Below are 15,757 nucleotides of genomic sequence, written 5' to 3'. Positions count from 1 at the left end.
CCTCCGCCGCGAAGGTCTCCAACTCACCACGCACCACAGCAATCTCGTCCGGAGTCACGCAGACTCAACGCCACGCCGGGCCCACAGGACACGCACCGCCACAACCAACCTGACCAAGCACTACTAGGAAGGGCAAGCTCCGCATGTCCCGCCGGGCCTGCGGTACCAGGCACCGCACCTCGCCGCCGGCCGGAGTCGTCCCCGTACGCCCGGCCCCCCGGTGCAGGCACGCTCCGCCAACCTGCGCTGCACGGCACCCAGCGCCGCGTCCTGATCCGGCGCGGCTTCCGGAGCACGCCCCCCGGGGCGCCCCGGCCCCTCGCCCTGTCACGGCTGACGGGGGGCTTGCGCAACAGGCCCTAACTCCCCCATAACATGCACAAGGTGCGCTACGGACCCGACCAGAGGATGATCGGTGGCAGAAGGCTTTTCTGGCAGACTCTGTGCTCATGGGTGAGATGACCGTGACGACTCCGGAGGGCCGCGAAGAGGCCGTCCGGCGGTCCGTCGCGGCAGAGCCGGAGCTACGACTGATGACCCGGCTGCGCACACCGCGGGCGCCTCGGCTGTGGTTCGAGATCCTGCTGATCGGCGTCAGTTACTGGACGTACTCACTCATCCGCAATGCGGTGCCCGAGCAGCGGGGCCAAGCCCTGCGCAACGCCGACTGGATCTGGAAGGTCGAGCACCACCTGGGCATCGCCGTGGAGCAGTCCGTCAACCACGCGGTCAACTCCGTGTCGTGGCTGATCGTCGGCATGAACTACTACTACTCCACGCTGCACTTCGTGGTGACGCTCAGTGTCCTGGCGTGGCTGTACCGCAGTCATCCCGGCCGCTACGCGGCGACCCGGCTGGTCCTCTTCGCGACGACGGTGGTGGCCCTGGTCGGCTACTACCTGTATCCTCTCGCGCCGCCGCGGCTGATGACCGGCAGCCACTTCATCGACACCGTGCTGGTGCACCAGACCTGGGGCTCGATGGCCTCGGGCGATCTGAAGCACATGTCCAACCAGTACGCGGCGATGCCGTCGATGCACATCGGCTGGTCCCTGTGGTGCGGCCTGACGATCTTCGCCCTGGCGTCGGTGCCGTGGGTCCGCGTGCTGGGGCTGCTGTACCCGGCGGCGACCCTGATCGTGATCGTCGCCACCGCCAACCACTTCTGGCTGGACGCGGTGGGCGGCATCCTGTGCCTGGCGTTCGGGTTCGCGGTGGCATGGCTGTGGTACGGGGCGCTGCCGTACGCGCTGCCCCGCTCGGTGCCCGGGCGACGCGCCTCAGCCGACCGCCGCCTCTCCCCGGGCCTCTCCCTGCGCCGCCGCCTCCCGCAGGGCTCACGGGAACGCGGCCGGCCGCGGCGGGGCCGACTCGCGGACCGCCGCCCGGATCGCGCGGACCGGAACCGGGTCCCGCGCCTCCCGCACGACCACGTCCGGGCGACGGCCGCCCAGGCCCAGCCGGGGGACGAGGGCGACGCCGAGCCCCGCGGCGGCGAATCCCAGGGCGGCACCCGGACCGGGCCCGCCTACCGGTCCTCGGCCCCGTAGAACAGCGTCTCCACGACGATCCGTGCGCGGCGCGCCGTGCGCCGGTAGGCGTCCAGCATGTCGCCGGCGTGTCCCGGCCCGTGGCCCAGGCAGCGGCCGACCGCGGCGAGTTCGCGGCCGTCGGTGGGGAAGGTGTCGCCGGCCCGGCCGCGGACCAGCATGACCGCGTTGCGCACGCGGGTCGCCAGCACCCAGGCCTCGTCGAGGGTCACCGCGTCCTCGGCGCCGATGAGCCCGGCCGCACGGGCGGCGGCCAGGGCCTCGCGGGTGCGGGTGGTGCGCAGTCCGGGCACGTCGGCGGCGTGCCGCAGCTGGAGCAGCTGCACGGTCCACTCCACGTCGGACAGGCCGCCCGGCCCGAGCTTGGTGTGCAGCTTGGGGTCGGCGCCGCGTGGCAGCCGCTCGGACTCCATGCGCGCCTTGAGCCGCCGGATCTCCCGCACGGCGTCCTCGCCCAGGCCGCCGGGCCGGTAGCGCAGCGGGTCGATCAGCTCGACGAAGCGGCGTCCCAGGTCCTCGTCGCCGGCCACGGGCTCGGCCCGCAGCAGGGCGTGCGACTCCCAGACCAGGGACCAGCGGCGGTAGTAGGCCTCGTACGACTTCAGGGTGCGCACCAGCGGCCCGGACTTGCCCTCCGGGCGCAGGCCGGCGTCGATCAGCAGCGGCGGGTCGGAGCTGGGGATCTGCAGCAGGCGGCGCATCTCGGCGACGACCTTGTTCGCGGCATCACCGGCTTCCCGCTCGTCGACGCCGTCGCGCGGCTCGTGCACGAACAGCACGTCGGCGTCCGAGCCGTAACCGAGCTCGTGCCCACCGAAGCGTCCCATGGCGATGACCGCGAACCGGGTGGGCAGGGTGTCGCCCCAGCCGCCCCGGACCACGGCGCGCAGGGTGCCGGCGAGGGTCGCCGCGGTGAGGTCGGACACCGCGCCACCGACCCGGTGCACCAGGGCGCCCTGGTCGGCCTCGGCGGGCTGGGTCTCGGTGCCGTAGGAGCCGACGATGTCGGCGGCGGCCGTGCGGAACAGTTCGCGTCGGCGCACACCGCGGGCGGCCGTGACGCCCTGCGCCGCGTCGTCGGCGCGCCCCACCGCCGCGAGGATCTCCTGCTCCAGGTGGTCCCGGGAACGCGGTTCGAGGCCCCCGCCGTCTCCGTCGCCGAGCAGGGCCACCGCCTCCGGGGCGCGCATGAGCAGGTCGGGTGCGAGACGGCCGGCCGACAGCACCCGCGCCAGGTTCTCGGCGGCGGCGCCCTCGTCCCGCAGCAACCGCAGGTACCAGGGGGTCTTGCCGAGCGCGTCGGAGACCTTGCGGAAGTTGAGCAGTCCGGCGTCGGGGTCGGCGGAGTCGGCGAACCAGCCGAGCAGCACGGGCAGCAGGGTGCGCTGGATGGCGGCCTTGCGGGTCACGCCGGAGGCGAGGGCCTCCAGATGCCGCAGGGCGGCGGCCGGGTCGCCGTAACCGAGCGCCACCAGGCGTTCGCGGGCCGCCGCGGCGCTCAGCCGGACCTCACCGGACGGGAGCTGGGCGACGGCGTCCAGCAGCGGTCGGTAGAAGATCTTCTCGTGCAGGCGCCGGACGGCGGAGGTGTGCCGCTTCCACTCGCGGGTCAGCTCCTTGACCGGGTCGGTGCGCAGGCCGAGGGAGCGGCCGACGCGGCGCCGGTCGGCGTCGCTCTCCGGGACCAGGTGGGTGCGGCGCAGCCGGTGGAGCTGGATGCGGTGCTCCATGGAGCGCAGGAAGCGGTAGGCGTCGTCGAGCTGGACGGCGTCGGCACGGCCCACGTAGCCGCCGGCGGCGAGGGCCTGGAGCGCGTCCAGGGTGGTGCCGCTCCTGAGCGAGGCGTCCGCCCGCCCGTGCACCAGTTGCAGCAGCTGGACGGCGAACTCGACGTCCCGCAGTCCGCCCGGGCCGAGTTTCAGTTCGCGCTCGACCTCGGAGGCGGGGATGTTCTCCACCACGCGGCGGCGCATCTTCTGCACGTCGGAGACGAAGTTCTCCCGCTCGGCGGCCTTCCACACCAGCGGCTCGACGGCGGCGACGTACTCCTCGCCGAGTTCCAGGTCGCCGGCGACCGGGCGGGCCTTCAGCAGGGCCTGGAACTCCCAGGTCTTGGCCCAGCGCTGGTAGTAGGCGAGGTGGCTGGACAGGGTGCGCACCAGCGGGCCGTTCCGGCCCTCGGGCCGCAGGTTGGCGTCGACGGGCCAGATGGAGCCCTCCACCGTGGTCTCCGAGCAGATCCGCATCATGTGCGAGGCGAGCCGGGTCGCGCCCTGGAGCGCCTTGAGCTCGTCCGCGCCCTCGATGGCCTCGGCCACGAAGACGACGTCCACGTCGGAGACGTAGTTCAGCTCGTGTCCGCCGCACTTGCCCATCGCGATGACGGCGAGCCGGCACAGCGCCGCGTCCTCGGGCGCGCCGGCCCGGGCGAGGGCGAGGGCGGCGCGCAGGGTGGCGGTGGCCAGGTCGGCGAGCTCGGCGGCGGTCTGCGCGACGTCGGTGGTGCCGCACACGTCGCGTGCGGCCACGGACAGCAGGCAGCGCCGGTAGGCGATGCGCAGGCCGACCGGGTCACCGGCCCCGGCAAGGCCGCGTTCGAACTCCTCCACCCCGGGGTGCAGGTCGTACGGCTCGTACGTCACCAGTGCCTGCCAGTCCTGCGGGTGCCGGGCCAGATGGTCGGCGAGCGCGGCCGAGGCGCCGAGCACGCCGAGCAGCCGGTCCCGCAGGGGTTTGGCCGCTATCACGGTGTCGAGCAGCTCGCGCCGGGCGGTGAGGTCGGGCTGGGCCTCCAGCAGCCGGACCAGGCCGTGCAGGGCGAGGTCGGGGTCGGCGGTGGCGCCGAGTGCCTCCAGCAGCACCGGGTCGTCGCGGACGAGGGCCAGCTCCACGCTGTCCAGCAGCCGCTCGGCGGCCGAGGGATCGGTGAACCCGTGCCGCAGCAGCCGAGTGAACGTACTGCTTCTGCGCCCCGGCGCCGTCATCCCCGGCCTCCCGTTCGTCGAGGTCGTCCTGGCCAGAGCCTAACCGGAGGGGCTCCGGCAGGTGCTGCCGAGTTCACCAGACGGACGGCGTGGGCGGCGCTGCGGCCGGATCCGGCACGGCCGCCGGCAAGGGCGCGTGGCCCGTCGCCGCGGGGGATGCGCTGGTCGCCGGCCGGGGCCACGGGTCAGCCGCTCGCCGGCCGCCGGGAACGCCGGGGGCGGTCGCGCGGCGGTACGGCGGACCGGGACGGCGCGCCGGGGGCCCGCCCGGGCGGAGTGCCCACGGGGAGCGCCGGGAGGCTCGGCCGGTGGCGGGGCGGAACTGCGCCGGTGGCCGGTCAGGGCGCGGGCGGATCCGGCGCCGGCCGGACCGATCCCGCCGCCGGCACCGGCCCGGCCCCCGCCCGGCACCCGGCAGACGAACCCGCGCCCGCACCTGCGCCCGCACCCGGTAGACCGTGCGGTATCCGTCGCGGCACCTCGGTGCCGGAGGACCGTGGGTGCCGTCGTCCCGGGGGCGGGGAGGTCAGGAGTCCTCGGACGCCCAGAGGGAGCGCACGTGGCCGAGGTGGCGGGACATCAGCGCCTCCGCCCCCGGTGCGTCGCCCTCCAGCATCACGTCCAGCAGTTCCAGGTGCTCCTCGGCGGAGGCGACGAGCAGGCCACGCTCGTCCAGGGCGGTCAGGCCGTACAGACGGGACCGCTTGCGCAGGTCCCCGACCGTCTCGACCAGGCGGTCGTTGCCGTGCAGGGCCAGCAGGCCCAGGTGGAAGCGCCGGTCGGCGTCGAGGTAGCCGATCAGGTCGTGCTCCTGCGCCCTGGCCACGATCTCCTCCGCGACCGGACGCAGCTCCTGGAGCTGCTCGCGCGTCGCCGAGCGGGTGACCGCGCCCACCGTCGGCACCTCGATCAGCGCCCGCAGCTCGCTGTACTGGTCGAGGTCCCGCTCGCTGACCTCGGTCACCCGGAAGCCCTTGTTGCGGACCGGCTCGACCAGCCCCTCCCTGACCAGGTCGAGCATCGCCTCCCGCACCGGCGTCGCGGAGATGCCGAAGTCGGCGGCGAGCGCCGGGGCCGAGTAGACCCGGCCCGGCTGGAGCTCCCCGGAGATCAGCGCGGCACGCAGGGCGTGGGCCACCTGGTCGCGCAGGCGTTGCTGCGCGGTGACAAGGTTGGCTTGCTTCAGGTGGCCACCCATGGTGTCTGCCTCCGGGGCTGGGGTGTTGCGTGGGTTCACTTCGCGGGCACCTCAGAGTAGGAAACCGGCGGGGAACGGGTCGTCCGGGTCCAGGAAGTACTGGGCGGTGCCCGTGATCCAGGCCCGCCCGGTGACCGTCGGGACGACCGCCGGCCGCCCTGCGACGGATGTCTCCCCCACGAGCCGGCCGACGAACCGTGTACCGATGAAGGACTCGTTCACGAAGTCGGCGCCGAGCGGGAGTTCACCGCGCGCGTGCAGCTGGGCCATGCGTGCCGAGGTGCCGGTGCCGCACGGCGAACGGTCGAACCAGCCCGGGTGGATCGCCATCGCGTGCCGGGAGTGTGCGGCGTCCGAGCCGGGCGCCGTCAGGTACACGTGCTTGAGTCCGGCGATCTGGGGGTTGCCGGGGTGCACCGGCCGGTCGGCGGCGTCGATCGCCCCCATGATCGCCAGGCCGGCGGCCAGCAGGTCGTCCTTGCGTGCGCGGTCGAAGGGCAGGCCCAGCGCGTCGAGGTCGACGAACGCGTAGAAGTTGCCGCCGTAGGCGAGGTCGTAGGCGACCTCGCCGTGGCCGGGCACCTCCACCGTGCGGTCCAGGGCCACGGCGAAGGCGGGCACGTTGGTGAGGGTGACCTCCCGCGCCACGCCGTCGGCCACCCGGACGTCCACCGTGACCAGTCCGGCGGGGGTGTCCAGGCGGACGGTGGTGACGGGTTCGACGACCGGCACCATGCCGGTCTCGACGAGGACGGTGGCGACGCCGATGGTGCCGTGCCCGCACATCGGCAGCGCGCCGGACACCTCGATGTACAGCACGCCGTAGTCGGCGTCGGGCCGGGTGGGCGGCTGCAGGATGGCGCCGCTCATCGCGGAGTGGCCGCGCGGCTCGTACATCAGGAGGGTGCGGACGTGGTCGAGGTGATCGACGAGATGGCGGCGCCGCTCGGCCATGGTGGCGCCGGGCAGCACACCGATGCCGCCGGTGATCACCCGGGTGGGCATGCCCTCGGTGTGCGAGTCGACGGCGTGGTAGACGTGTCTGGTGCGCATCACTGGCCCCCGGGCGGTCAGTCGAGGCCCTCTGCGAGGGCCTTCTCGGTGGCGGATCGGACGGCGGCGGCCTGCGCCTCGGGGAGCGGGGAGCGCGGCGGGCGGGTGGGACCGGCCGGGAGTCCGGCGATGTCCATGGACATCTTGATGGCCTGCACGAACTCGGTCCTGGAGTCCCAGCGCAGCAGCGGGTGCAGGGCCCGGTACAGGGGCAGCGCCAGGTCGAGGTCGCGGTCGACGGCGGCCCGGTACAGGGCGAGGCAGGCTCCGGGCAGGGCGTTGGGGTAGCCGGCGATCCAGCCGACGGCCCCGGCGAGGGCGAGTTCGAGAGCCACGTCGTCGGCACCGATGAGCAGGTCGAGACCGGGGGCGAGTTCGGCGAGCTCGTAGGCGCGGCGGACGTCGCCGCTGAACTCCTTGACCGCGACGATGTGCCCGTCGGCGTGCAGCCGGGCGAGGAGTTCGGGCTTCAGGTCGACCTTGGTGTCGTAGGGGTTGTTGTAGGCGACGACGGGCAGGCCGGCCGCGGCGACGTCGGCGTAGTGGGCCCGCACCGTGGTGTCGTCGGCGCGGTAGGCGTTGGGTGGCAGCAGCAGCACGGAGCCGCAGCCGGTCTCGGCGGCCTGCTCGGCCCACCGCCGGGACTCGGCGCTGCCGTAGGCGGAGACGCCGGGCATCACCCGGGCGCCGTCGCCGGCCGCCTCGACGGCGACGCGGACGACGCGGGCCCGCTCGTCGTCGGTGAGGGTCTGGTACTCGCCCAGGGAGCCGTTGGGCACGACACCGTCGCAGCCGGCGGCGATCAGGCGGGCGACGTGCTCGGCGTAGGCGTCGTAGTCGACGGTGAGGTCGTCGTGCAGCGGCAGCGCGGTGGCGACCATGACGCCGTGCCAAGGGTGCCGACGGGTGTCTGCGGAGGTCATCGGGTCTCTCTCTCATGGACACCCCGGCCTTCGGGCCGGGGAGGAAACGACGCTCCTGCGGAGCGGGGCGGGGAGAGCCGGTTCGCCACCGGGGCGGACCGGCGTCCACCGGTCACCGGCCGGCACCCTGCGTTCACAGGACATCTGATGGTGCGTGAGGTCGGCGCGATGGGCGCCCGACGTCGGCGCGTGTGAACGCGGCACGCCACACTGCGGACGCCGCCGGACCGGCGGCGTCCGCCTGTGGAGACGGTGTGGGATCTCAACGGGAGTCCTCCCGGGCGGGGCGGTCGTCGGTGGAGCGGGAAGCCCAGCGGCCGGCTGCTGGAACCCCCCGCCGTCGGGCGGGGGGAGGACGTCAGGCTTCGGGTTCCTCGGTCGGCGGTGGTGGTGCGGTGGGATCGTGGTCGGCGGGCAGGCCTGCCAGGTGGCGCAGGGGAACGGGGCAGGACAGCGGGCGGCGGTCGGCGGCCGGGGGGCCGCCGGCGAGGCGGGCGACGGCGGGTCCGCACATGCGGCCCTGGCACCAGCCCATGCCGGCGCGGGTGAGCAGCTTGACGGTGCGGGTGTCGTGGGCGCCGTAATCGGTGACCGCCGTGCGGATCCGACGGGCGGTGACCTCCTCGCAGCGGCACACCTCGGTGGTGTCGTCGAGCCAGCCGGCCCAGCCGGGACCTGGCCGGTGGGCGGTGGCCATCACGTCGGCGAACGCGCGCAGCCGGTCGCGGCGGCGGGCGAGGGCGGCGGCGCGGCGCGGGTCGCGCGGTGTGCCGTTCAGCGCGTGGGCGGCGGTCTCGGCGGCGATCTCGCCCTCGGTCACCGCGAGGTCGGCGCCGCCGACACCGCAGGGCTCCCCCGCGGCCCAGATACCGGGCACCGAGGTGGCCTGACCGGCGTCGACGACGAGGGCGTGGGTGTCGTCGGGGGTGCGGCGGGTGGCGCAGCCGAGGCCGGTGGCGAGGTCCAGCCGGGGGACGAGCCCGTGGCCGACGGCGAGTGCGTCGCAGGGGACGCGGCGGGCGGTGCCGGGCACGGGCCGCCAGTCGGGGTCGAGGCGGGTGACGGTGACGGCCTCGACGCGGGTGGTGCCGTGGGCGGCGGTGACGGCGTGCCGGGTGAGGAGCCGGGTGGTGCGGTGCAGCAGGGCGGCTCCGTGCCGGGCTCCTTCGGCGAGCTTGGCGGGGTTGCGCAGCAGGGTGGGCACGGCACGGGCGTAGGCCGTGTAGGCGGCGGCCTCGGCGACGGCCGGGACGCGGGCCCCGGCGGCGGCGAGCGAGCCGGCGACGGCGAGCAGCAGCGGCCCGCTGCCCGCGACGACGACCTGTCGGCCGGGGAGGACGAGCCCGGACTTGAGCATGGCCTGCGCGCCGCCCGCCCCGACGACCCCGGGCAGGGTCCAGCCGGGAAAGGGGAGTTGACGCTCGTAGGCGCCGGTCGCGAGCAGGACGGCCCGGGCGTGCACGGTGGCGGGTGTCTCGTCGGGGCCGGCGACGGCGTGCAGGCGCCAGTGCCCGTCCGCTCGTCCGACGGTCCACACGTGGTGGCCGGGCAGGTGGGTGACGCGCCCGGCGTCCCGGTGGGCCTGCAGGCGGGCGAGCCGGTCCGTGAACTGCCGCCAGCCGTGGTGCAGCGCGGCGGGCCGGGCGGCGCCGAGGCCGGGCGCGGGGTGGCGGTGGAACTGGCCGCCGGGCCGCTCCCCGGCGTCGAGGAGGGTGACGGTCAGGCCGAGGCCGGCGGCGGTGACGGCGGCGGCGAGCCCGGCGGGCCCGGCGCCGACGACGGCGAGGTCGGCGGGGGGTGTCATGAGGGGGTGCCCTTCCCGTCCGGGCCGTGTCCCGTGCCGACCTGGGTGGTGACCGTGTCCCCGGGCCGTACGGCGACCAGGCAGGCGCGCTGGTTGGGGCGGCCGTCGACGGTCGCCAGGCAGTCGTGGCAGACGCCGATCCCGCAGAACGCCCCGCGCGGTGCGCCGCCGCCGCGGGTGGTGCGCCAGGAGGTGATCCCGGCGGCCCACAGCGCGGCGGCCAGCGTCTGGCCGGGCAGGGCGGTCAGCGTGCGGCCGTCGAAGGTGAAGGTGTACGGCGGTTCGGGCTGGGCCCGCACCAGGCCGAGCGGGGTGCGCGGCGCGCGGCTCATGAGGAGGCTCCTGGAGTCGGGGCGTCGTCCGGGCGCGGGAAGCGGCCGGGGCCGAAGGGTCCGGCGGCCACCGGGGGCGGGGCGCCGGTCAGCGCGGCGGTGACGAGCAGGCCGGTGGCCGGGGCGAGGCCGATGCCGGCGCCCTCGTGGCCGCAGGCGTGGTGGAGGCCGGGGACGCGGGGATCGGGGCCGATGGCGGGCAGGTGGTCGGGCAGATAGGGGCGGAAGCCGCAGTAGGCGCGGATCGCGTGGACGTCGGCCAGGACGGGGAAGAGAGCCGTGGCCTGGTGGGCGAGGCGGCGCAGGGCCTCGGGCGAGAGGGTGCGGTCGAAGCCGACGCGTTCGCGGGTGGCGCCGATGAGGACGGGTCCGGCGGGGGTGCCCTCGACGACGGCGGAGGACTGCAGGCCGGCCGAACCGCTGGCGACGTCCGCGATGTAGTCGGCGGCGTAGACCTTGTGGCGGATCAGGCCGGGCGGGAGGGGTTCGGTGACGAGGACGAAGCCGCGGCGCGGCAGCACCGGCAGGTGGGTGCCGGCGAGGGCGGCGACGTGCCCGCCCCAGGTGCCGGCGGCGTTGACGACGGCACCGGCGTGGAGGTCGCCGCACGGGGTGCGCACGCCGCGTACGGCGCCGTGGGGGTCGGTGAGGACGGCGGTGACCTGTTCGCCGAGCCGGACGCGGGCACCCGCGCTGCGGGCGGCGCGCAGCAGGGCCGCTGCGGCGCGGGCGGGCTGCACCTGGGCGTCCTGGGGGTAATGGAAGCCTCCGGCCGGTCCGGGGGCCAACTGCGGTTCGAGTTCGGTCAGTTCACCGGCGGCTACCTCGTGCGTCTCGACGCCGGCCGCGCGCTGGGCGGCGGCGAAGGCGCGGAGCGCGGTGAGGGCGGTCTCGTCGGGTGCGACGACGAGACCGCCCTTGGGTTCGTGTTCGATCGCGTCCTCGGGCGGGAGGCGGGTGGCGAGTTCGCGCCAGAGCCGGAGGGAGAGCAGGGCGAGGTCGAGTTCGGGTCCCGCCTCCTTGTCGGAGACGAGGAGGTTGCCCTCGCCGGCTCCGGTGGTGCCGCCGGCGACGGGGCCGCGGTCGACGACCGCGACGGAGAGGCCGGCGCGGGTGGCGTAGTACGCACACGCCGCTCCGACCACTCCGGCGCCGATGATCACGGCGTCCAGGGATGCGGGCTGTTTCGTGGGCACGTCAGTAATATTTCACATGGTACTGAGTCCCACAAGACCTCCCGGGGCTCGTCCGCCGCCCGCTACGACCGGCGCAGCGGCCCCTCGCAGCGGTAGTCCGAGGTCCCGCCCCTGCCGTCGGTCCAGATGTCGACCTCCCCGAAGTCGCAGTTCATGTCGGCCAGGTTGGGCGAGGCGGGAGCGGCCCGGTCGAGCAGGAAGCCGTCGACGGTCTCCGACATGTCCCGGAAGACCCGGTCGGCGTTCCCCGCGTCGCCGAGCCGTGCCGTGATCCGGCCGGTGCAGACGAAACGGGGCATGGCCGCGTCCCCGTTCGCCGTGCAGGCCGGGTCGGTGTAGGTCGCCCTCGCGAAGGTGGTGCGCACGGCGTCCGCGGTGGTCTCCCGCAGCCGGCCGTCGGGGACATGGGCGGTGTCGGGCACGTACAGGTCGTCGACGTGGGCGATCTGCCGGTCCAGGAAGGCGTCGTAGCCCTGCTGGATCGCGGCGTCGCCGCCCATGCGGTCGCGCCAGGCGTCGAACGCGGTGGGGTCGTCGGCCCGCAGGTACCGGTACATCTCGCGCAGCAGGGAGGGGTGCTCGCTCCACAGGTACTCGAAGAACGTGCCCGCGTAGTCGTAGAAGCGGAAGCCGTCGCCGTCGTAGGTGGCGTGCAGCAGCCGGTCGACGCTCATGCGCGGGCCGCCGCCGGCGGTGTCCCGGATGACGCCCTGCACCAGGGACCTGCGGACGGCGACCCCGTCGTCGCGGGTGGAGCCGTCGAAGAACTCGGCGGTGCCCTCGTCCATGGCGGTGGTGCGGTCGTTCCGGTACCAGGGGCCTTCACCGAAGTAGCCGGGCACCGCCCAGCGGCCGTTGAGGTAGTGCACGTACTCGTGGCGGAACAGTTCCTCCAGCGTCAGCCGGGAGTCCTGGGGGACGCGCCGCTGGTAGGTGTAGAAGGTCGCGCCGCGCTCGATGTAGATGCCGCCGTTGTTGGTGCCCATGCCGGTGAGCAGGGGGTGGTAGTTCTCGTAGTCGGCGCGGGAGGCGTACAGCACGACCGTCAGCACGCGGTTGGTGTCGCCCGCGAGCGGCTCCCGGGTGCCGAGGACACGGTGGAACTGCGCCTCGACCTGCTTGCTCGCGTAGTAGAGCTGGTCGACGACGGCCCGGTCGAGGGCGGTGCGGACCTTCAGGGCTCCGTTGTCGTAGGTGTAGGCGTGCGGGAACAGCTGCCGTTCGATGTCGTCCTTGCACACGGCGTACGGCGCGCAGGCGTCGTAGTGGATGAGCCAGGACACGATCTTGCCCCAGGGGGCGCTGCCCCGGCCCCAGTCACGGGTCACGGCGGTCAGGAGGGTGCCGAGGTCGGAGACGATGCCCCTGCGCAGGGATTCGACCTCGCCGAAGCGGGCGTACTCCGACAGGGCGTCCCGGACGGCCCATGCGTTGGGCGTGCCCTTGAGGTGGGTGTGGCCGGCGAAGCGGCGGAAGGCGTCCCGGTAGGTGCCGTCGCGGGCGACGAGGGTCCGGAAGGCGGTGTCGTGGTTGCCCGCGTACAGGCCGAGGTAGTTGACGCTGAGCGCGGCGAGCGCGGCGCCTCCCCAGGACGGGTCGGCGTAGGTGTCGGTGTGGTAGCGGTCCAGGGTGGCCAGCACCTTGCGGATCAGGCCGAGCTGGGACTGGCGCAGGCCGGGCGCGCTGCCGGTGTAGAGGGCCTCGCGGAGAGTCTCGGCGTTACTGCGGGTGACGTCGAAGGTGTGGGCCGCGGTGCCGAAGTAGTACACGGCCCGCCGCACGGCCTCCAGGGTCGGGGCGTCGGTGATGTCGATCTCGTCGCGGGAGAAGTCGTGGTACACGACCGCGTGCAGGTAGGTGAACATCTCCAGCAGGTGGCTGGAGTTGCGCCCGTCGTGCCGGTCGGCCAGCGCCGTGATCCGGTGGGCGACGGCCTGGACGTGGGCGTCGTCCATGACGGGCGCGAGGCGGGCGTCCCAGGTCCACAGGATGCCGCTCAGGCAGCCGTCGGCGGTGACGCCCGGGTCGGCCAGGAAGTCGGCGAAGCGCTCGGGGTCCAGGCCGGTGACGCCGTCGAGGGTGCAGGCGGCGGAGGCAGCGAGGGCGGTGGGGTGTGGCGCGGTCCGGCCGGGGACCCGGCCGCCGGGAGGTCGCCCGCCGGGGGCCTGGGCGACGGGGCTGACGGCGGTCGGCGCCGTGTCGAGGCGGGCCACCTCGTCCTGCGGTGAGCGGCCCGCGACGCCCACCGGCGCGGCCTGCGCGGCTCCGGTGCGGTCGCGCGGCGCGGCGGCGGGCGCGCCGGTGGCGGGCGCACCGGCGGTACCGAGCAGCGCGGTGGCGACCGCGGCGGCGGCCAGGGCGGTGCGCAGGGATCTGCGCCGGGACGGGACGGACAGGCGTGGTCGATGGAACACCTGTGACTCCTCGTGTGTGGGGAGTGGCTCGATATGGGGCACGCACACCGATCCGGGGCAGTTTGAGGCGTGCATGCCACTGCCATGTGAGCTGTAACATAGTAATGTGAAATTGCACTGACAACCCCTCAGCAGTTCTTGCCTCCAGGAGCCGTCATGCCCGACAGCACCACGCGCCTGCGCGTCGGCAGTCACGACCTGTCCGTCTCCACCGAGTTGGCCCGCTCCATGAGCCGCGACTGGGATCCGTCGCCGCTGCCCGCCGACGCCCGGGTCCCCGCCCGCGCCGTCACCCCGATCCGCCGCGCCCGGCTGTCGGCGCGGTTCCCCGGCGAGCGACTGGTCGTCCCCGCAGGCGAGTTGAACGTGCGCTCCAACGACTGCGACCACCGCTTCCGGCCCCACAGCGCCTACGCCTGGCTGACCGGCCTCACCGGCGAGGACCAGCCCGGCCACGTGCTGGTGCTGGAGCCGCACGGGGCGCACGACCACGAGGCGGTGCTGTACATACGCCCCCGCTCACCACGCGTCGGGCAGGCCGAGCGGCCCGCCGACGCCTTCTACCGGGACCGGCGGCACGGCGAGTTCTGGGTCGGCCGGCGCCCCGACCTGGCCGAGGCCGAGCGCCTCACCGGGATCCGCTGCGCCGACCTCGCCGAGCTGGGCGAGCACCTGCCGCCCGGCCGCGAGCCGTCCACCGACCCCGAACTGGCCGCCGCCCTGTCGGAGTTGCGCCTGATCAAGGACGACTGGGAGACGGCCCAGCTGCAGTTGGCCGTCGACCACACCACGGCCGGCTTCGAGGACGTCGTGCGGGCCCTGCCGCGCGCGCTCGCCCACCCGCGCGGCGAGCGCTGGGTCGAGGGGGTCTTCGGGATGCGCGCCCGGGCCGAGGGCAACGGCACCGGCTACGAGACGATCGCCGCGTCCGGCGCCCACGCCTGCGTCCTGCACTGGACCCGCAACGACGGCGCCCTGGACCCGAACGCACTGCTGCTGCTCGACGCGGGCGTGGAGACCGACACCCTCTACACCGCCGACATCACACGCACCCTTCCGCTCTCCGGTCGCTTCACCCCCCTCCAGCGGCAGGTGTACGAACTGGTCCTCGCCGCGCAGGAGGCGGGCATCGCCGCGCTCAGGCCGGGCGCCCGGTTCCGCGACTTCCACGCCGCCGCGATGCGGGTGATCGCCGAGGGGCTGACCGAGTGGGGCGTCCTGAAGGACGCCGAAGGCGACCTGCACCGCCGCTACACGCTCTGCAGCAGCGGCCACATGCTCGGCCTCGACGTCCACGACTGCGCCCGGGCGCGGGCCGCGGCGTACCTGGACGGCGTCCTGGAGGAAGGGCAGGTCCTGACCGTCGAGCCCGGCCTGTACCTCCAGCCCGACGACCTCACCCTGCCGGCCGAACTGCGCGGCATCGGCGTCCGCATCGAGGACGACCTGGTGGTCACCGCCGGCGGCGCCCGCCTGCTGTCCGCCGCGCTGCCGCGGACACCGGACGCCGTGGAGGAGTGGATGGGCGCCCTGCTGGAAGGCCGTTGAGCGGCAGGGTGACCCGGGTCACAGCGACAGGCCGTCACACCGCGCCGGACCGCGCCGTCACCTAGGTGTACACGCCCGCACGACGACGGAGGAACACCACCATGGACGCCCGCCTGAACCTCATGGACAACGCCTTCGCCGGCCGGCTGCTGAAGCACTTCACCTCGGCCGGCAAGGTGATCGCGGACTCGGCACTGCCCCAGGCGACCCAGAACCTGGTGCTGCTGCGCGCCAGCCAGATCAACGGCTGCGGCTTCTGCACCGACATGCACAGCAAAGACGCCGTGGCGGCCGGCGAGGACGCCGTGCGCCTGGCCCTGGTCGCGGCCTGGCGGGAGGCGACGGTGTTCACCGAGGCCGAGCGCGCCGCCCTGGAACTGACCGAGGAGGCCACCCGTATCGCCGACGCCGCGGGCGGCGTCCCGGACGACGTCTGGGAGAACGCCGCGAAGTACCACGACGAGGACCAGCTCGTCGCCCTCGTCGGACTGATCGCCACGATCAACGCCTTCAACCGCCTGAACGTCACCGTCCGCCAGCCGGCCGGCTGGTACCAGCCGGGCATGTTCGCCTGACGCGGCGGCAGCGGGCCGGCACGGGCCGCGGGACGCGGCGGCCGTGAAGGAGGAGCGCCCGGCGCCGGGCGCGGCAGGAACGGGGGTGTGCCCGGCGCCGGACACGGGAGCGTGGGCCGGGTGGCGCCCGGCCCGGATCTCCGCTTCGGTGGAGGGAGACGACGACGCCGTCCCCTACGG

General features: G+C 74.5%; 10 protein-coding genes and 2 pseudogenes. 4 read left to right on the top strand and 8 right to left on the bottom strand.

The features are described from left to right. Positions 1-449: 449 nt before the first annotated feature. A pseudogene (locus JS756_RS12585) lies at positions 450-1,292 on the top strand (phosphatase PAP2 family protein); the annotation flags it as partial. Positions 1,293-1,528: 236 nt separating this feature from the next. On the opposite strand, the gene JS756_RS12580 reads toward JS756_RS12585, so the two are convergent. The 4 genes from JS756_RS12580 to JS756_RS12565 all read right to left on the bottom strand — a co-directional run bounded on the left by JS756_RS12580 (position 1,529) and on the right by JS756_RS12565 (position 7,708). Next, entirely contained in the window at positions 1,529-4,534 is a 3,006-nt protein-coding gene (locus JS756_RS12580; protein ID WP_205383129.1) for a bifunctional [glutamine synthetase] adenylyltransferase/[glutamine synthetase]-adenylyl-L-tyrosine phosphorylase, read from the bottom strand. A 526-nt stretch (positions 4,535-5,060) separates the two neighbouring features. Continuing rightward, on the bottom strand, positions 5,061-5,732 hold the full coding sequence (locus JS756_RS12575) for a GntR family transcriptional regulator (protein WP_205383151.1): 672 nt from the start codon (positions 5,730-5,732) through the stop codon (positions 5,061-5,063). 51 nt (positions 5,733-5,783) lie between these two features. Further along, a complete protein-coding gene (locus JS756_RS12570; RefSeq protein WP_205383128.1) occupies positions 5,784-6,785 on the bottom strand; it encodes a proline racemase family protein in 1,002 nt (333 codons plus the stop codon). A 17-nt stretch (positions 6,786-6,802) separates the two neighbouring features. Next, positions 6,803-7,708 (bottom strand): dihydrodipicolinate synthase family protein, encoded by a 906-nt coding sequence (locus tag JS756_RS12565; protein WP_205383127.1) that lies wholly within the window; start codon positions 7,706-7,708, stop codon positions 6,803-6,805. Between the two features lie 191 nt (positions 7,709-7,899). Between JS756_RS12565 and JS756_RS36725 the strand changes: the two are divergent. Beyond that, positions 7,900-8,046, top strand: a pseudogene (locus JS756_RS36725) (RNA-guided endonuclease TnpB family protein); the annotation flags it as partial. Between the two features lie 20 nt (positions 8,047-8,066). Here the strand turns inward: JS756_RS36725 and JS756_RS12560 are convergent. The 4 genes from JS756_RS12560 to JS756_RS12545 all read right to left on the bottom strand — a co-directional run bounded on the left by JS756_RS12560 (position 8,067) and on the right by JS756_RS12545 (position 13,454). Beyond that, a complete protein-coding gene (locus JS756_RS12560; RefSeq protein ID WP_205383126.1) occupies positions 8,067-9,512 on the bottom strand; it encodes an FAD/NAD(P)-dependent oxidoreductase in 1,446 nt (481 codons plus the stop codon). Next, positions 9,509-9,844: a (2Fe-2S)-binding protein gene (locus JS756_RS12555; protein WP_205383125.1), complete on the bottom strand. Its 336-nt coding sequence runs from the start codon at positions 9,842-9,844 to the stop codon at positions 9,509-9,511. Before JS756_RS12555 ends, JS756_RS12560 begins: the two co-directional genes overlap by 4 nt. Further along, positions 9,841-11,040, bottom strand: a complete 1,200-nt coding sequence (locus JS756_RS12550) for an NAD(P)/FAD-dependent oxidoreductase (protein ID WP_205383124.1) — start codon at positions 11,038-11,040, stop codon at positions 9,841-9,843. Before JS756_RS12550 ends, JS756_RS12555 begins: the two co-directional genes overlap by 4 nt. A 62-nt stretch (positions 11,041-11,102) precedes the next feature. Beyond that, positions 11,103-13,454, bottom strand: coding sequence for a collagenase (locus JS756_RS12545; protein WP_307790538.1), 2,352 nt, complete (start codon positions 13,452-13,454; stop codon positions 11,103-11,105). A gap of 156 nt (positions 13,455-13,610) precedes the next feature. Between JS756_RS12545 and JS756_RS12540 the strand changes: the two genes are divergently transcribed. Both JS756_RS12540 and JS756_RS12535 read left to right on the top strand, forming a co-directional pair. Further along, positions 13,611-15,002, top strand: a complete 1,392-nt coding sequence (locus JS756_RS12540) for an aminopeptidase P family protein (protein ID WP_205383122.1) — start codon at positions 13,611-13,613, stop codon at positions 15,000-15,002. Between the two features lie 101 nt (positions 15,003-15,103). Further along, on the top strand, positions 15,104-15,577 hold the full coding sequence (locus JS756_RS12535; RefSeq protein ID WP_205383121.1) for a carboxymuconolactone decarboxylase family protein: 474 nt from the start codon (positions 15,104-15,106) through the stop codon (positions 15,575-15,577). Positions 15,578-15,757: the final 180 nt, after the last annotated feature.

It is taken from the genome of Streptomyces actuosus (assembly GCF_016921115.1).
Taxonomy (GTDB): domain Bacteria; phylum Actinomycetota; class Actinomycetes; order Streptomycetales; family Streptomycetaceae; genus Streptomyces; species Streptomyces actuosus_A.
This window is presented reverse-complemented; position numbering and strand designations above follow the sequence as displayed.

What these genes read in the sequence shown, in the direction of transcription:
- JS756_RS12580 (WP_205383129.1), bottom strand. Translation starts at nt 4,534, where the DNA reads ATGACGGCGCCGGGGCGCAGAAGCAGTACGTTCACTCGGCTGCTGCGG.
- JS756_RS12575 (WP_205383151.1), bottom strand. Translation starts at nt 5,732, where the DNA reads ATGGGTGGCCACCTGAAGCAAGCCAACCTTGTCACCGCGCAGCAACGC.
- JS756_RS12570 (WP_205383128.1), bottom strand. Translation starts at nt 6,785, where the DNA reads ATGCGCACCAGACACGTCTACCACGCCGTCGACTCGCACACCGAGGGC.
- JS756_RS12565 (WP_205383127.1), bottom strand. Translation starts at nt 7,708, where the DNA reads ATGACCTCCGCAGACACCCGTCGGCACCCTTGGCACGGCGTCATGGTC.
- JS756_RS12560 (WP_205383126.1), bottom strand. Translation starts at nt 9,512, where the DNA reads ATGACACCCCCCGCCGACCTCGCCGTCGTCGGCGCCGGGCCCGCCGGG.
- JS756_RS12555 (WP_205383125.1), bottom strand. Translation starts at nt 9,844, where the DNA reads ATGAGCCGCGCGCCGCGCACCCCGCTCGGCCTGGTGCGGGCCCAGCCC.
- JS756_RS12540 (WP_205383122.1), top strand. Translation starts at nt 13,611, where the DNA reads ATGCCCGACAGCACCACGCGCCTGCGCGTCGGCAGTCACGACCTGTCC.
- JS756_RS12535 (WP_205383121.1), top strand. Translation starts at nt 15,104, where the DNA reads ATGGACGCCCGCCTGAACCTCATGGACAACGCCTTCGCCGGCCGGCTG.